This window comes from Pseudomonas sp. CGJS7 (assembly GCF_036961695.1).
The window spans coordinates 21055-36714 of record NZ_JBAMDI010000019.1 but is presented as its reverse complement, the minus strand read 5'-3'; the positions used below and the strand labels follow the sequence as shown (position 1 = coordinate 36714).

The following is a 15660-nucleotide window of genomic DNA, read 5'->3' as shown; positions in this document are numbered from 1 at the left end:
TTGGGAAATTACAAGCGCTTGTACAGGAAAAGCAGAAAGGGGCCCGTAGGCCCCCTCTTGCTTGCAACCGAGAACCGGCCATTGCCTGAATCAGGCGTCTGGCGCGGCCTTGGCTTGCGGTTCGCTGTTTTCGTAGATCATCAGCGGCTGCGAGGTGCCCTCGATGACGCTCTCGTCGATAACCACCTTGCTGACATCCTTTTTCGAAGGAATCTCATACATGGTATCGAGCAGCACGCCTTCGAGGATCGAGCGCAGGCCACGAGCGCCAGTCTTGCGCTCCAGGGCCTTGCGTGCAACGGCCTTGAGCGCATCGCTGCGGAACTCGAGGTCGACGCTTTCCATCTCGAACAGCTTGGCATACTGCTTGGTCAGGGCATTCTTCGGCTCGGTGAGGATCTGCATCAACGCAGCCTCATCCAGCTCGTCAAGGGTAGCCAGTACCGGCAGACGGCCGACGAATTCCGGAATCAGGCCAAACTTGACCAGATCGTCCGGCTCGACCTCACGCAGGGACTCGCCAACCTTCTTGCCCTCTTCCTTGCTGCGCACTTCGGCACCAAAACCGATGCCACCTTTGGTGGAACGGTTCTGGATGACCTTTTCCAGGCCCGAGAACGCACCACCGCAGATGAACAGGATGTTGCGGGTATCAACCTGCAGGAATTCCTGTTGCGGGTGCTTGCGGCCGCCCTGCGGCGGAACCGAGGCCACGGTGCCCTCGATCAGTTTCAGCAGCGCCTGCTGCACGCCCTCACCGGAAACATCACGGGTAATGGACGGGTTGTCGGACTTGCGCGAAATCTTGTCAATTTCGTCGATGTAGACAATGCCCATCTGGGCCTTTTCCACGTCGTAGTCGCACTTCTGCAACAGCTTCTGGATGATGTTCTCGACGTCCTCACCCACATAACCGGCTTCGGTCAGGGTGGTGGCGTCAGCAATGGTGAACGGTACGTTCAACAGGCGTGCCAGGGTTTCGGCGAGCAGGGTCTTGCCCGAGCCGGTCGGCCCGATAAGCAGGATGTTGCTCTTGCCCAGTTCGACTTCGTCACCCTTCTTGTCACGCTGGTTCAGGCGCTTGTAGTGGTTGTACACCGCTACGGCCAGCACCTTCTTTGCGCGCTCCTGACCAATGACGTACTGGTCAAGGATGCCGCTGATTTCTTTCGGCGAAGGCAATTTGTGCGCGCTGCTCTCGGCCTGGGCTTCCTGCACCTCCTCTCGGATGATGTCGTTGCACAGGTCGACGCACTCGTCGCAGATAAATACCGAGGGCCCGGCAATCAGTTTGCGCACTTCGTGCTGGCTTTTGCCGCAGAAGGAGCAATAAAGCAATTTGCCGCTGTCCTCGCCGTTACGGGTGTCAGTCATTCGATCGATCCAATCCGGTAGGCTTGCAACACAAGATGAAGGCAATTGCGGGCTTTTTCAAGTCCGCAGGTAGGCGCTTTCGACGCCCACCTGCTCTGCCCCCCGGTTCAGGAGGCCAGTTGCCGCTTGTCGTAGACCGAGTCGATCAGGCCGTACTCGGCTGCGCGCGAGGCGCTCATGAAGTTGTCACGCTCGGTGTCACGCTTGATGGTCTCGAGGTCCTGGCCGGTGTGATAGGCCAGCAGCTCGTTCAGACGAGCCTTGATATTGAGAATTTCCTGGGCGTGGATCTCGATATCGGTGGCCTGACCCTGGAAGCCGCCCAGCGGCTGGTGGATCATCACGCGCGAGTTAGGCAGGCAATGACGCTTGCCCTTGGCACCTGCCGCCAGCAGGAAGGCACCCATGCTGCAGGCCTGGCCGATGCAGATGGTCGAAACGTCCGGCTTGATGAACTGCATGGTGTCGTAGATCGACATGCCGGCGGTGACGGAACCGCCCGGCGAGTTGATGTACAGATGGATATCCTTGTCCGGGTTTTCCGCCTCAAGGAACAGCAGTTGCGCAACGACGAGGTTGGCCATGTAGTCCTCTACCGGGCCAACCAGGAAAATCACACGCTCCTTCAACAGGCGCGAGTAGATGTCGTAAGCGCGTTCGCCACGGGCGGACTGCTCGATAACCATCGGGACCAGGCCGCCTGCGGCCTGGATGTCAGAGCTCTGCTGAATATAAGAATTGCGGGACATGTCCTGCGCTCACTCCCAAATAGTCATGGCTTGAATACGCACAAGCCAGCTCGAAGGCTGGCTTGTGGAGGTTTCCTACGAGAGAAGCCCGTTACTCAGCAGCGGCAGGAGCCTCGGCTGGTTTAACGGCTTCTTCGTACGAGACCGACTTGTCGGTCACAGTCGCTTTCTGCAGAACAGTATCTACAACTTGTTCTTCCAGCACAACCGAACGCACTTCGTTCAGTTGCTGGTCGTTCTTGTAGTACCAGGCGATGACCTGCTCAGGCTCCTGATAAGCCGACGCCATTTCTTCGATCATCTCGCGAACCTTGGCGTCGTCCGGCTTCAGCTCGAACTGCTTGACCACTTCGGCCACGATCAGGCCCAGCACGACGCGGCGCTTGGCTTGCTCTTCGAACAGCTCGACTGGCAGCTGCTCAGGCTTGATGTTGCCACCAAACTGCTGAACAGCCTGCACGCGCAGACGGTTGACTTCGTTTTCCAGCAGGGCTTTTGGCACTTCGATCGGGTTGGCGGCCAGCAGACCGTCCATGACCTGGTTCTTGACCTTGGTCTTGATCGCCTGACGCAGCTCACGCTCCATGTTCTTGCGAACTTCGGCGCGGAAGCCTTCCAGCGTCGATTCCTTGATGCCGAACTGGGCGAAGAACTCTTCGTTCAGTTCTGGCAGTACAGGTGCCGAAACGCTGTTGACGGTGATGGTGAACTCAGCGGCTTTGCCAGCCAGGTCCAGGTTCTGGTAGTCCTCTGGGAAGGTCACGTTGACAACGCGCTCTTCGCCAGCTTTGGCGCCTACCAGACCTTCTTCGAAGCCCGGGATCATGCGGCCGGAGCCCAGCACCAGCAGGGTGCCCTTGGCCGAACCACCGGCAAACGCTTCACCGTCGACCTTGCCGACGAAGTCGATGTTGACCTGGTCGTCGTTCTGCGCAGCGCGCTCGACGGCCTCGAAGCGGGTGTTCTGCTTGCGCAGCACTTCCAGCATGTTGTCCAGGTCACTGTCAGCCACTTCGGCGCTCAGGCGCTCGACCTTGATCGACTCGAGGCCCGCAACAGTGAACTCAGGGAACACTTCGAAGATGGCGACGAACTCCAGATCCTTGCCCTTTTCGAAGGACTTGGGCTCTACAGCCGGGGCGCCAGCCGGGTTCAGCTTCTGCTCGACGATGGCTTCGTAGAAGGAGGCCTGGACCAGGTCACCGAAAGCCTCTTGACGGGCGTCCGCCTCGAAACGCTGACGGATCACGGTCATCGGTACTTTACCAGGACGGAAGCCCGCAATCTTGGCGCGCTTGGCAGTCTGCTGCAGACGCTTGTTGACTTCGTTCTCGACGCGCTCGGCCGGAACGGCGATGGTCATGCGGCGCTCGAGAGCGGAAGTGTTTTCAACAGAAACTTGCATGGATATTCCTCGTTGCACAGACGTTAGCCGGCGTTAGCCCGACTCCAGAATCAAGGGCAAACATTCTAGTGAGTCACGCAGCAGAAGTCACCCCACACGGGACGACTGAAAACAACGCCGGTCGATTAACTTTCAAGGCCCGCACGGCACAGCGCCAGGCCTGCTTCCAACAGGGGCTGCGCGGCGCCGGGGGCGGCCTGCAGCCGAAATACTTTGTCAAACAACTACCCGCAACGCATTTGCCTCCTTTATTGAGGATCAATGTCGTTGAACTGGCAGTATTCCTCCCATTCCAGCCCCAACGCCTCGGCCACTTCACGGTGCGTTTCCAGGCGCATGGCCTGCAGCTGCTCCGGGGACTCGGCAATCAATTGCAGCGCCAGCTCCCAAGGCTCAATACCCTGCTCCTCGGCGGCATCCTCGAACGCCCACTCGACTTGCTGGGCCTGCTCACGCGCATCCAGCTCGCGGATCTCCTCGAGCAACTGCGGATTGGCTTCGGCAAAGCGCTGCAGCGCCAGGGCCTGACGGGCTTCTTTTGCAATCATCGTGGTGTCCTTTGCCGGCCAAACGGGCCGGTGTTTCAACCGGCTGAAATCTAACAGCTTTTATTGGGGTGCCACCAGTGGATTACAAGGGGCAGGAGGTGTTTTGGCTGGGGCGCGGCTCATCACCGCTACGCAGACCCAAAACAAAAAGGCGCCCGATCTCACGATCAAGGCGCCTTTCAGGAATATGGGGTGGACGATGGGAATCGAACCCACGACAACTGGAATCACAATCCAGCGCTCTACCAACTGAGCTACGCCCACCATATTGCGGTCTTGCGGTACAACCTTACAGAAGCATGGTGCGGACGAAGAGACTCGAACTCTTACAGCTTGCGCCGCTGGAACCTAAATCCAGTGTGTCTACCAATTTCACCACGTCCGCGTAACGCTTAAAACAAAGGCGCCAGATGCTATCGAGGCGCCCTTGAAAAATATGGGGTGGACGATGGGAATCGAACCCACGACAACTGGAATCACAATCCAGCGCTCTACCAACTGAGCTACGCCCACCATATTGCATTACAGCCTACTTGCTTGCCAAAGCTGCCTAATGGCGCACCCGGCAGGACTCGAACCTGCGACCATCCGCTTAGAAGGCGGATGCTCTATCCAGCTGAGCTACGGGCGCTTAAGCTTGAAGCCTAACCGAACGAGACGCTAACAAGGAACTGTTAAACCACTCATTCTGCCCGACTTAGCCAACCAGTGCTAGGCTGTGCCCGACAAGTGCGGCGAATCTTATAGTCGACCCCGAAAGTCGTCAACACCTTTTTCGAAAAAATTTAAATTATTTAAGGGGTTAGAGGATTTGCCCGACCACCCGCCTTTGCCCTTGGCCCATGTCGTGCGAGAATGCACGTTCTTTATTGTTCCTTCTCGATGGTTAATCACGCGTCTATGACTGCACACCTAATCGATGGCAAGGCTATCGCCGCCAGCCTGCGCCAGCAGATCGCTCAACGTGTCGTGGAGCGTCGCCAGCAAGGCCTGCGTACGCCGGGCCTGGCAGTGATCCTGGTCGGCACCGACCCCGCCTCCCAAGTCTATGTCTCGCACAAGCGCAAGGACTGCGAAGAGGTCGGCTTCATTTCGCAGGCTTTCGACCTGCCCAGCGAGACCACGCAACAAGCCCTGACCGAGCTGATCGACCGTCTCAATGACGACCCGGCCGTCGACGGCATCCTGCTGCAACTGCCGCTGCCGGCACACCTGGACGCCTCTTTGCTGCTCGAGCGCATTCGCCCGGACAAGGATGTGGACGGCTTCCATCCGTACAACATCGGCCGCCTGGCCCAGCGTATTCCACTGCTGCGCCCGTGCACACCGAAAGGCATCATGACCCTGCTGGAAAGCACCGGCCAGGACCTGTACGGCATGAACGCGGTGATCGTCGGCGCGTCCAACATCGTTGGCCGCCCGATGGCCATGGAACTGCTGCTGGCCGGCTGCACCGTGACCGTCTGCCACCGCTTCACCAAGGACCTGGCCGGCCACGTCGGGCGTGCCGACCTGGTGGTCGTGGCTGCCGGCAAGCCGGGCCTGGTCAAGGGTGAGTGGGTCAAGGAAGGCGCCATCGTCATCGACGTGGGCATCAACCGCCAGGAAGACGGCAAGCTGGTCGGCGACGTGGTCTACGAGACTGCCCTGCCCCGCGCCGGCTGGATCACACCGGTGCCGGGCGGCGTCGGGCCGATGACCCGGGCGTGCCTGCTGGAGAACACGCTGTATGCGGCAGAAGAGCTGCACAAGTAATACCGCGTGATGCGAAAACGGCACCTTTGCAGGTGCCGTTTTTTTTGCCCGTGACTAATGGACTCTTCGCGAGCGAGCGGTTGCACGGCCCGCGCGGTCGGTGAAACCACCCCGGCGTTCAGCCGATCACTTCCTGGCCGCCTCCCAGGACTTCAGCAGTTCGTTGTAGCTGACTGTCTCGCCCATGGGCTTTTCGTTGGCCAGCTTGGCTTTCGGCGCACCCGGCTGGTCGAACCAGTACTGGGCGTCCTTCTCCGGATTCAACTTGGGTGCACACGTCGCCTGGGCATTGGAGCGTTGCAGGCGCTCCATCATGCGGTCCTGGTCGCGGGCCAGCCCATCCAGGGCTTCCTGCGGGGTCTTTTCGCCACTGGCGACTTCGGCGATATGGCTCCACCACAGCTGTGCCAGCCGCGGGTAGTCCGGTACGTTGGTGCCGGTCGGCGTCCACTGCACCCGTGCAGGGCTGCGATAGAACTCCACTAGCCCACCGAGCTTGGGCGCCAACTCGGTCATGGCCTGGGAGTTGATGTCCGACTCACGAATCGGCGTCAGGCCGACGATGGTCTTTTTCAGCGATACGGTCTTTGAGGTGACGAACTGGGCGTACAGCCACGCCGCCAAGCGTTGCTTCTCGGGGGTGGACTTGAAGAAGGTCCACGAGCCAGTGTCCTGGTAGCCGAGTTTCATACCCTCTTCCCAGTAAGGCCCCTTCGGTGAAGGCGCCATGCGCCACTTCGGCGTGCCGTCGGCATTCACAACGGGCAAGCCGGGCTTCGTCATGTCGGCGGTGAACGCGGTGTACCAGAATATCTGCTGGGCAATGTTGCCTTGCGCCGGCACAGGGCCGGCTTCGGAGAATGTCATGCCCTGCGCTTCCTTGGGCGCGTAGGCACGCATCCAGTCCACGTATTTCTGCGTGGCATAGACAGCGGCCGGCCCATTGGTATCGCCGCCGCGGGTCACGCTGGAACCCACCGGATGGCAGTCCTCCACGCGAATGCCCCATTCATCGACCGGCAAACCATTGGGCAGGCCCTTGTCGCCGCCGCCGGCCATCGAGAACCAGGCATCGGTGAAGCGCCAGCCCAGTGACGGGTCTTTCTTTCCGTAGTCCATGTGCCCGTAGACGCGCTTGCCGTCGATCTCCTTGACGTCTTCGGTGAAGAACTTGGCAATGTCCTCGTACGCCGACCAGTTCACTGGCACCCCCAGTTCATAGCCGTACTTCTCTTTGAACCTGGCCTTTAACTCCGGCCGTTCGAACCAGTCGGCGCGGAACCAGTACAGGTTGGCGAACTGCTGGTCGGGCAGTTGGTAGACCTTGCCATCGGGCGCGGTGGTGAAGGAAATACCGATGAAGTCCTTCAGGTCGAGGGTCGGCGAAGTATAGGCTTTGCCCTCGTTGGCCATCAGGTCGGTGATCGATTCCACTTTGCCGTAGCGAAAATGCGTACCGATGAGGTCGGAGTCGTTGACCCAGCCGTCATAGATGTTCTTGTCCGACTGCATCTGCGTCTGCAGTTTTTCCACCACGTCGCCTTCCTGCAGCAGGTCGTGGGTCAGCTGGATGCCGGTGATCTCACTGAAAGCCTTGGCCAGCACCTTGGATTCGTATTCATGGGTGGTGATGGTTTCCGACACAACGTTGATCTTCATCCCGCGAAACGGCTTGGCTGCCTTGATGAACCACTGCAATTCGGCCAACTGCTGTTCGGGGGTAAGGGTCGAAGGCTTGAACTCGCTGCCGATCCATTTCTTTGCCGCCTCTTCGTACTGGTCGGCCCAGGCTGTGCCTTGCACGCTGGCCAGTACCAGCAACGCGGCCAGGGTCAAATGTCGCCTGTTGTGTTTGTTGTCGAACATTGTGATCTCCCGTTTCAGTTATCCCACAGGGCCGCTCGCTCAGCCCCAGCGCAACACCACCGCCAGCCACGCCAGCGACAGCAGCGAGGCCACCCACAATGGCCAGTCGCTGACACCGACCACCAGCAGGTGCAGGTAGGCGCTGGCCAGCAGGCCGATGAACAAACGGTCACCACGGCTGGTGACCAGCGGCAAAAAGCCCCGTCGCTCTACGCAGGGGCGACGCAGTTCAAGCAGGGTCATGCCCAGCAGCAACAGGCCCACAGCGGCGAAGAACAGCGCTGTCGGCAGTGTCCAGGCCATCCACTCCATGCGTTGCCCTCCTCACACCCGGCCCAGGGCGAAGCCCTTGGCCACATGATTGCGCACGAACCAGATCACCAGCATGCCCGGCAAGATGGTCAGCACCCCCGCCGCCGCCAGCACACCCCAGTCGATGCCCGATGCCGACACTGTGCGGGTCATCACCGCGGCAATCGGCTTGGCATTCACCGAGGTCAGGGTGCGCGCCAGCAGCAGTTCGACCCAAGAGAACATGAAACAGAAAAACGCCGTGACGCCGATGCCGGAGCCAATCAGCGGTATGAAGATCTTCACGAAGAAGCGCGGAAAACTGTAGCCGTCAATGTAGGCGGTTTCGTCGATTTCCCTCGGTACGCCCGACATGAAACCCTCCAGGATCCACACCGCCAGCGGCACGTTGAACAGGCAATGGGCCAGCGCCACGGCAATGTGGGTATCGAACAGCCCGATCGACGAGTACAACTGGAAGAACGGCAGCAGGAACACCGCCGGTGGCGCCATGCGGTTGGTCAGCAGCCAGAAGAACAGGTGGCGGTCGCCAAGAAAGCGGTAGCGCGAGAAGGCATAGGCCGCGGGCAACGCCACGAGCAGTGAAATCAGCGTGTTCAGGCACACGTAGTACAGCGAGTTGATGTAGCCGCTGTACCAGCTGGCGTCGGTGAAGATCACTCGGTAGTTGTCGAGCGTGAACGCCTGCGGCCACAGGGTCAGGCCGCCAAGGATCTCGGCGTTGCTCTTGAACGACATGTTCAGCAACCAGTAGATCGGCACCAGCAGGAAGAAGAAGTACAGCAGCAGGGCCATTGATTTGCGTGTGCTCATGGCCTAGTCCTTGTCGGCATGGGTCATGGCTGTGTAGAACAGCCACGACACCAGCAGGATGATCAGGAAGTACACCAGTGAAAACGCTGCCGCCGGCCCCAGGTCGAACTGCCCTACGGCCATACGCGTGAGGGTCTGGCTGAGGAACGTGGTCGCGTTGCCTGGCCCGCCGCCGGTCAGCACGAACGGCTCGGTGTAGATCATGAAACTGTCCATGAAGCGCAGCATCAACGCGATCACCAGCACGTTCTTGAGCTTGGGCAGCTGGATATGGCGAAACACCGCCCAGCCCGAGGCCCGATCGATGCGCGCGGCCTGGTAGTACACGTCGGGGATCGCACGCAGCCCCGAATAGCACAGCAAAGCCACCAACGAAGTCCAGTGCCACACATCCATCACCAGCACGGTGAGCCAGGCGTCGAACGGGTCACCGGCGTAGTTGTAGCTGACCCCTAGCTTGGCCAGGGAAGCGCCGAGCAGGCCGATATCGGCACGGCCGAAAATCTGCCAGATAGTGCCGACCACGTTCCACGGGATCAGCAACGGGATAGCCATGACGATCAGGCACACCGAGGCCATGCGGCCTTTGGTTGGCATGGCCAGAGCGATGCCTATACCCAATGGAATTTCGATCAGCAGGACGCAGGCCGAGTAAATGAACTGGCGCAGCAATGCATCGTGCAGCGCCGGGTCGCGCAGTACCTGGCGGTACCAGTCGGCACCGACGAAGTAGCGGCTGGACTGGTCGAAGATGTCCTGCACCGAGTAGTTGACCACCGTCATCATCGGCACCACCGCGCTGAACGCGACCAGCAGGAACACCGGCAGCACCAGCCACCAGGCCTTGTTGTTCGGCACCTTGTTGTTCATGGCCCGGTCTCCAGCAGCACATCGTCGACATACAGCATCAGCCACTGCGCCGGCAGGCTGACCCAGGCCTGGTCCACAGGCAACGGGCGGTCCTCGCCCAGCCTCGCCTTGAGCGCGACACCGCCCAGTTCGAGGGTGACGATGCGATAGGTACCCAGGTCTTCGACGTCCAGCACCCGCGCCGGGTAGGCCCCCTCGAACGGGCTGTCCCACAGCTGCACGAACTCCGGGCGAATGCCCACCTGCAGCCGCCCGCCCGCCAGTGAGGCCAGGCGCTCGCACAGGCCATCGGGCAGCACCAGCTGGACATCGCCGAACACCACCGCGCCCGCCTCGGCACGCACGTCGATCAAGTTCATGCCCGGGCTACCGATGAAATAACCAACGAATGTATGCCGCGGTCGCTCGAACAGCTCGCGCGGGGTGCCGAACTGGACGATGCGTCCGCCGTGCATCACCGCGATCTTGTCGGCGAAGGTGGAGGCCTCCAACTGGTCGTGGGTGACGTAGATCATGGTGATGTTGAACTGCTCATGAATCTGCTTCAGCTTGCGCCGCAGCTTCCACTTCAGATGCGGGTCGATCACCGTCAGCGGCTCGTCGAACAGGATCGCCGACACGTCATCGCGCACCAGGCCACGCCCCATGGAGACTTTCTGCTTTTCATCGGCGGTGAGGTTGCGTGCTTTCTTGCGCAACACGGCAGTCAGCTCGAGCACTTCGGCAATTTCTTCCACCCGGGCACGCACCCGGGCTTCATCGAGCCCCTGGTTGCGCAAGGGGAAGGCCAGGTTGTCGAACACTGTCATGGTGTCGTACACCACCGGGAACTGGAACACCTGGGCGATATTGCGCGCCTGCGGGGACAGCTGGTTGACCGGCTTGCCGTCGAACAGCACCTCGCCATGAGACGGCGTCAGCAGCCCGGAAATGATATTGAGCAAGGTCGACTTGCCGCAGCCCGACGGCCCGAGCAACGCATAGGCACCGCCCTGCTCCCACACATGTTCGAGTGCGTGCAGGGCATAGTCTGCCTCGCTGGCGGGCTGGCGGCTGTAACTGTGCGCCAGCTGGCGCAGGCGGATTTCGGCCATCACCCTCTCCTCGCCTGGCGCAGCCCCGGAGCCTGCACCAACACCCCGGCGCTGTCGAAAACGAACAGCTTGTGCGTGGGGATGAACACGCGTATCGGCGTGTCCACCTGGTACTCGTGCACCCCGGGAAGGTGCAGCACCATGCGCCAGTATTCGTTGCGCACATGCAGAAATGTTTCTGACCCACTGATCTCGGCCAACTCCACCAGTACCGCCAGCTCCAGGTCATCGTCGTGGGCCGGCACCAGCGCGATATGACTGGGGCGCACGCCGAAGCGGTAGTCACCCTCGGCCAGCGGCTCCAGGTCGGCATTGCGGGCAAAGTGCACGGTCTGGGCCAGGCTCACCTCGTTACCCGTGATACGGCCAGACACCAGGTTGATCGGCGGCTCGGAAAACAGCTCGGCAGCCAGCACGCTGCTGGGGCGCTGATAGACCTCGGCGGTGGGCCCGCTCTGCACGATACGGCCTTCGTGCACAAGGGTGGTGGTGCCGCCCAGCGCCAGCGCCTCGTTGGGCTCGGTGGTGGCGTACACAGCAATGCAATGGCGCGCCGCGAACAGCTCGCGCAGCTCCTGGCGCAGGCCTTCGCGCAACTTGTAGTCGAGGTTGACCAATGGCTCGTCGAAGAGGATCAACGAGGCATCCTTGACCAATGCCCTGGCCATCGCCGTGCGTTGCTGCTGGCCACCGGAGAGCTCCAGTGGCAGGCGTTGCAGGTAGGTTTCGATGCGCAGCATCTCGGCAGTTTCCTGCACCCGCCGTCGGATCTGGTCCTCGGCCATGCGCGCCTGGCGCAGCGGTGAGGCGATGTTTTCGTACACGCTCAAGGTCGGGTAATTGATGAATTGCTGATACACCATCGACACATTGCGCTGGCGTACCGGCACACCGGTGACGTCCTGGCCATCCATCAGCACCCGCCCTCGGTCCGGGCGGTCCAGCCCGGCCATCAGGCGCATCAGGCTGGTCTTGCCGGCCAGGGTGCGACCCAGCAGCACATTGAACGAGCCGGGCTCGAAACGCAGTGACGCATCGACGATCCACGGCTGGTTGTCGACGCTACGGCTGACCTGCTCCAGCACCAGGGACATGGCGTGGCCTTTTTGTGATTGTTGTCTGCCGGGTACAGCCAGTTCCGTGCCATTCCTTGCCCGATGCTCTGGTTCGGGGCCTGGGTGGCAGCGCTGGCAAATCGCGGGCTCGCACGTGAACACAATCACTGCACAACTGGACACTGGCCAGTTTGACAATGAACAGCCGTGAACAACACTGAACGGCGGTCGACCCATGACAACAATCACACAGGACAGGCCCATGGCCGCATCCACTTCGACCCACACCCAACTGATCCAGGCGTCCTGGGACCGCTGCCGCGCCCACGGCCTGCAGCCGCAGCATGCGCCAGACTTTGACTGCCTGTCCCGCGCCGAGCTCAGTGCCCTGCTGGAGCGGCGCCAAAACCTGCTGCGCCTGACCCGCGAGGAAGTGCTACCGCACTATGCGCACCTCTTGGGTAACGCCAGCTACCTGGTGATGCTGGCCGATGCCAGTGGCTGCCTGCTCGACAGCTGGGGCTCGCGGCGTTTCATCGAACCGCGCCAGCACCATGGTTTCAGCGCCGGCGCCCATTGGCACGAACGTGGCGTCGGTACCAACGCCCTGGGCACCACACTGATTTGCGCCGAAGCGGTTCACGTCGGCCAGGACGAACACTTCCTGCGCCAGAACCGCTACATGTCCAGCGCCGCCGCCCCCCTGTTCGACGCCGCACGGCAGCTGGTCGGGGCGCTCGACGTAGCCAGCGACGGCTACCTGCCGGCCAGCCAGACGCTTGGGCTGGTGCGCATGATGGGCCAGAGCCTGGAGAACCGCCTGATCCTCGCCGAACATGCTGACCAGCATGCACAACTGATCTTCAACAGCGCCTCCGACAACCTCGACAGCCCTTGGGCCGGCTTGCTGGTGTTCGATGAACGCGGGCAGGTGTTGGCCGCCAATCACCGGGCCGATAGCCTGCTCGGTGTAAACCCGCTGGAGCAAAACATCGAGCAACTGTTCCAGTTACCCCTGCAACAGCTGCTCAGCCATCCCCGACAACAGCCCTTCGCTCTGCAGGCCACCGGGCGCAACCGCTTTCACTGCCAGTGGCACCCCCCACGCGAAACCACTCGCCGCCCCGAAGCCGGCAGTGCCGAGCCGCGCCTGGAAAAAGCCTTGATACAAGCCGGCCTGCTATTGGAAAAGGACATCCCGGTGTTGGTCGAGGGCGAAACAGGCGTAGGCAAAGAAGTGTTCGTCGGCACCCTGCACCGGGCCAGCAGCCGCGCCAGGCAGCCGCTGGTCGCCGTAAACTGTGCGGCGATCCCGGCCGAACTGGTGGAGTCGGAACTGTTCGGCTATGACAAAGGCGCGTTCACCGGCGCCCACCACAAGGGCAACCCGGGGCTGATCCGCAAGGCCGACCACGGCATCCTGTTTCTGGATGAGATTGGCGACATGCCACTGCCCACCCAGGCCCGCCTGCTGCGCGTACTGCAGTCGCGCAGCATCCAGCCGCTGGGCAGTGGCGAACCGGTGCCGGTGGATATCCGCGTGGTGTCGGCGAGCAATCGCAACCTGGCCGAAGAAGTGCGCGCCGGGCGCTTTCGCCAGGACCTGTACTACCGCATCGCCGGCCTGACGCTGGTGCTGCCCCCCCTGCGCGAACGCGCTGACCGGCGCCAGCTGATTGAGCAGGTGCATGCCCGCTACCGCGAGCCCGGGCAACCTGCGCGGCTGCCCCCGGCCATTATCGACCTGTTCGATCAACACCCCTGGCCGGGCAACCTGCGCGAACTGGTGAGCGTGCTACAGGTCGCGTTGGCCCTGGCGGCCAACGGGCCGGTCGGCGTCGAACACCTTCCTGCGGGTTTTCTGGCCGAGTCGAAAACACCGGTGCCGATAGCGACTGAAGAGACGGACCTGCAGAGCCTGGTCGAGCAAGCCAATGGCAACCTGTCGGCGGTGGCCCGCCGACTGGGTATCAGCCGCACCACACTGTACAAGCGGTTGCGTGGGCGATGAATCGATTGGCCCTGAAGCGCCGCACAGCAGGTTTTCGAAGCCACCCCTGATCGACAAGCAGCTGGCGCCCCCCCGTGCAGGTCAAGACCACGGCCCGCTGATGACCTTCAAGGGTCACGCCACTGCACTGGCTGCCGGTAGGCCTGTGCCCAGGCTTGCACGTCACTGGCGGGCATCGGCCGGGCAATGCAGTAACCCTGCGCCAGCTCGCAGCCCAGGCCCATCAGTACCCGGCCGTGCTCGACACTCTCCAGCCCCTCGGCAATCACCTCGCGGCCAAACGTCCGGGCCAGGCCGATCACTGCCTCCGTCAGCGCCAGGTCGTCCTGGTCATGAAGGATGTCACGCACGAACGACTGGTCGATCTTGATCGTCTGGGTCGGCAAGCGTTTCAGGTAACTCAAGGACGAATAACCGGTGCCGAAATCGTCCAGCGAGAAACGCACACCCAGCGCACGGCAGGCATCCAGGCAACGGCTGACATGCTGCAGGTTGTCGATGGCCACCGACTCGACGATTTCCAGGTCCAGCAGCGCCGGGTCCACCGCCGGGTACGCTGCCAGCAGTTGCTGCAGGCGCTCGGCAAAGTCACTGCGCTGCAAATGCCGCGCGGCAATATTCACGCTCAGCGACCAGGGCTGCCCTTGGCGCTGCCAGGCCTGCAACTGGCTCAACGCCTGCCCGATCACCCACTCGCCGATTTCGACGATCAGGTCGGTCTGCTCTACCCAGGGCAGGAAATCGCCAGGCGGCACCACACCACGGCCTGGCCGCTGCCAGCGCAATAAACCCTCAAAGCCCAGTACCTTGCCACTGCGCAGGTTGACCTTGGGCTGGTAGTAAAGGCACAGCTCACCGTTGCGCAGCGCCCGGCGCACGCGTGCCACGGTCTGGTGGGTGGCCTTGAGCTCCTGCTCCTGCGTCACGTCGAACAGATGGTAACGGTTGCGCCCGCGCTGCTTGGCCACATACATGGCCTGATCGGCGTGGCGCACCAGGGTGTCGGCATCTTCGTCATCCTGCGGGTACAGGGTCACGCCGATACTGGCGCTGAGCGACAGCGTATGCTCACGCACCACATAGGGCGCCGCCAAGGCACGCAATACCCGCTGCAGGGCTGCATGCAACTGACACTCATCGTCGACGTCGCGCAGGATCAGCACGAACTCGTCGCCCGACAGCCGGGCCACGGCATCACCACCGCGCAGGATGCTCTTCAAGCGCTGCGCCACTTCCACCAGCAGCAGGTCACCCACGGCATGCCCGTAGCCGTCGTTGACCGCCTTGAAACCATCCAGGTCGAGCATGCACACCGCCAGCGAGATGCCTTCGCGGCGCGAGTAGGCCAGGGCCTGGTTCAGCAAATCAGACAGGTAGGCGCGGTTGGGCAGGCCGGTGAGCACATCGTGCCCCACCCGCCACTGCAAGGTATGCAGCAGCTGGCGCTTCTCGGTGACGTCAAAGCGTATCGACACATACTTGCGCACCTGGCCTGTCAGCGGATCGACCAGTGGCACCATGGTGCTGTCGACCCAGTACAACGAACCGTCCTTGGACCGGTTGCAGATTTCGCCCTTCCACACCCGCCCGGCGACCAACGCCCGCCACATGCCGACAAAGAACATCGGTTCATGCAGCCCGGAATTGAGGATGCGGTGGTTGGCCCCCAGCAGTTCCTCACGGCTGTAGCCCGAGATGCTGCAGAACTGCTGATTGACGTAGGTGATGTTCCCACGCAGGTCGGTTTCCGAAAAGATCGCGGCCGCGTCCACGGCCGCGCGATAGTTATCATCCATAAAGCATCCTGC

General features: G+C 61.7%; 13 protein-coding genes and 4 tRNA genes. 2 read left to right on the top strand and 15 right to left on the bottom strand.

Features of this window, described 5'->3' with window-relative positions:
* Positions 1-90 precede the first annotated feature (90 nt).
* The 8 genes from clpX to V7787_RS14075 form a co-directional block, all read right to left on the bottom strand.
* Positions 91-1374, bottom strand: a complete 1284-nt coding sequence (gene clpX, locus V7787_RS14110; protein WP_003250242.1) for an ATP-dependent Clp protease ATP-binding subunit ClpX — start codon at positions 1372-1374, stop codon at positions 91-93.
* A gap of 107 nt (positions 1375-1481) precedes the next feature.
* A complete protein-coding gene (gene clpP / locus V7787_RS14105) occupies positions 1482-2123 on the bottom strand; it encodes an ATP-dependent Clp endopeptidase proteolytic subunit ClpP (protein WP_003259400.1) in 642 nt (213 codons plus the stop codon).
* A 91-nt stretch (positions 2124-2214) separates the two neighbouring features.
* Positions 2215-3528 carry a trigger factor gene (gene tig, locus V7787_RS14100; RefSeq protein WP_014753846.1) on the bottom strand — a complete coding sequence of 438 codons (1314 nt, stop codon included), beginning with the start codon at positions 3526-3528 and terminating at the stop codon, positions 2215-2217.
* A gap of 248 nt (positions 3529-3776) precedes the next feature.
* Entirely contained in the window at positions 3777-4076 is a 300-nt protein-coding gene (locus V7787_RS14095; protein WP_064493431.1) for a DUF6388 family protein, read from the bottom strand.
* Positions 4077-4264: 188 nt separating this feature from the next.
* Positions 4265-4340 (bottom strand) — tRNA-His (locus V7787_RS14090).
* 36 nt (positions 4341-4376) lie between these two features.
* Positions 4377-4461 (bottom strand) — tRNA-Leu (locus V7787_RS14085).
* 52 nt (positions 4462-4513) lie between these two features.
* A tRNA-His gene (locus V7787_RS14080) sits at positions 4514-4589 on the bottom strand.
* A 41-nt stretch (positions 4590-4630) separates the two neighbouring features.
* A tRNA-Arg gene (locus tag V7787_RS14075) sits at positions 4631-4707 on the bottom strand.
* Between the two features lie 269 nt (positions 4708-4976).
* Here V7787_RS14075 and folD point away from each other — a divergent pair.
* Positions 4977-5831, top strand: a complete 855-nt coding sequence (gene folD, locus V7787_RS14070) for a bifunctional methylenetetrahydrofolate dehydrogenase/methenyltetrahydrofolate cyclohydrolase FolD (protein WP_003250234.1) — start codon at positions 4977-4979, stop codon at positions 5829-5831.
* A 126-nt stretch (positions 5832-5957) separates the two neighbouring features.
* Here the strand turns inward: folD and V7787_RS14065 are convergent, their stop codons facing one another.
* Genes V7787_RS14065 through V7787_RS14040 form a run of 6 tightly spaced genes read right to left on the bottom strand, consistent with a single transcriptional unit; the run spans position 5958 to position 11880 of the window.
* Positions 5958-7697 carry an ABC transporter substrate-binding protein gene (locus tag V7787_RS14065; protein WP_198747901.1) on the bottom strand — a complete coding sequence of 580 codons (1740 nt, stop codon included), beginning with the start codon at positions 7695-7697 and terminating at the stop codon, positions 5958-5960.
* A gap of 39 nt (positions 7698-7736) precedes the next feature.
* A complete protein-coding gene (locus tag V7787_RS14060; RefSeq protein WP_003250230.1) occupies positions 7737-8009 on the bottom strand; it encodes a DUF2160 domain-containing protein in 273 nt (90 codons plus the stop codon).
* A gap of 12 nt (positions 8010-8021) precedes the next feature.
* Positions 8022-8822 (bottom strand): carbohydrate ABC transporter permease, encoded by an 801-nt coding sequence (locus tag V7787_RS14055; protein ID WP_003250228.1) that lies wholly within the window; start codon positions 8820-8822, stop codon positions 8022-8024.
* Between the two features lie 3 nt (positions 8823-8825).
* Entirely contained in the window at positions 8826-9692 is an 867-nt protein-coding gene (locus V7787_RS14050) for a carbohydrate ABC transporter permease (RefSeq protein WP_003250226.1), read from the bottom strand.
* Entirely contained in the window at positions 9689-10786 is a 1098-nt protein-coding gene (locus V7787_RS14045) for an ABC transporter ATP-binding protein (RefSeq protein ID WP_064493432.1), read from the bottom strand. Before V7787_RS14045 ends, V7787_RS14050 begins: the two co-directional genes overlap by 4 nt.
* On the bottom strand, positions 10786-11880 hold the full coding sequence (locus tag V7787_RS14040) for an ABC transporter ATP-binding protein (RefSeq protein WP_014591686.1): 1095 nt from the start codon (positions 11878-11880) through the stop codon (positions 10786-10788). Before V7787_RS14040 ends, V7787_RS14045 begins: the two co-directional genes overlap by 1 nt.
* A gap of 223 nt (positions 11881-12103) precedes the next feature.
* Here V7787_RS14040 and V7787_RS14035 point away from each other — a divergent pair, with 223 nt between their 5' ends.
* Positions 12104-13852, top strand: a complete 1749-nt coding sequence (locus V7787_RS14035; RefSeq protein WP_064493433.1) for a sigma-54-dependent Fis family transcriptional regulator — start codon at positions 12104-12106, stop codon at positions 13850-13852.
* Between the two features lie 107 nt (positions 13853-13959).
* Here the strand turns inward: V7787_RS14035 and V7787_RS14030 are convergent, their stop codons facing one another.
* On the bottom strand, positions 13960-15648 hold the full coding sequence (locus V7787_RS14030; RefSeq protein ID WP_064493434.1) for a putative bifunctional diguanylate cyclase/phosphodiesterase: 1689 nt from the start codon (positions 15646-15648) through the stop codon (positions 13960-13962).
* Between the last annotated feature and the right edge of the window lie 12 nt (positions 15649-15660).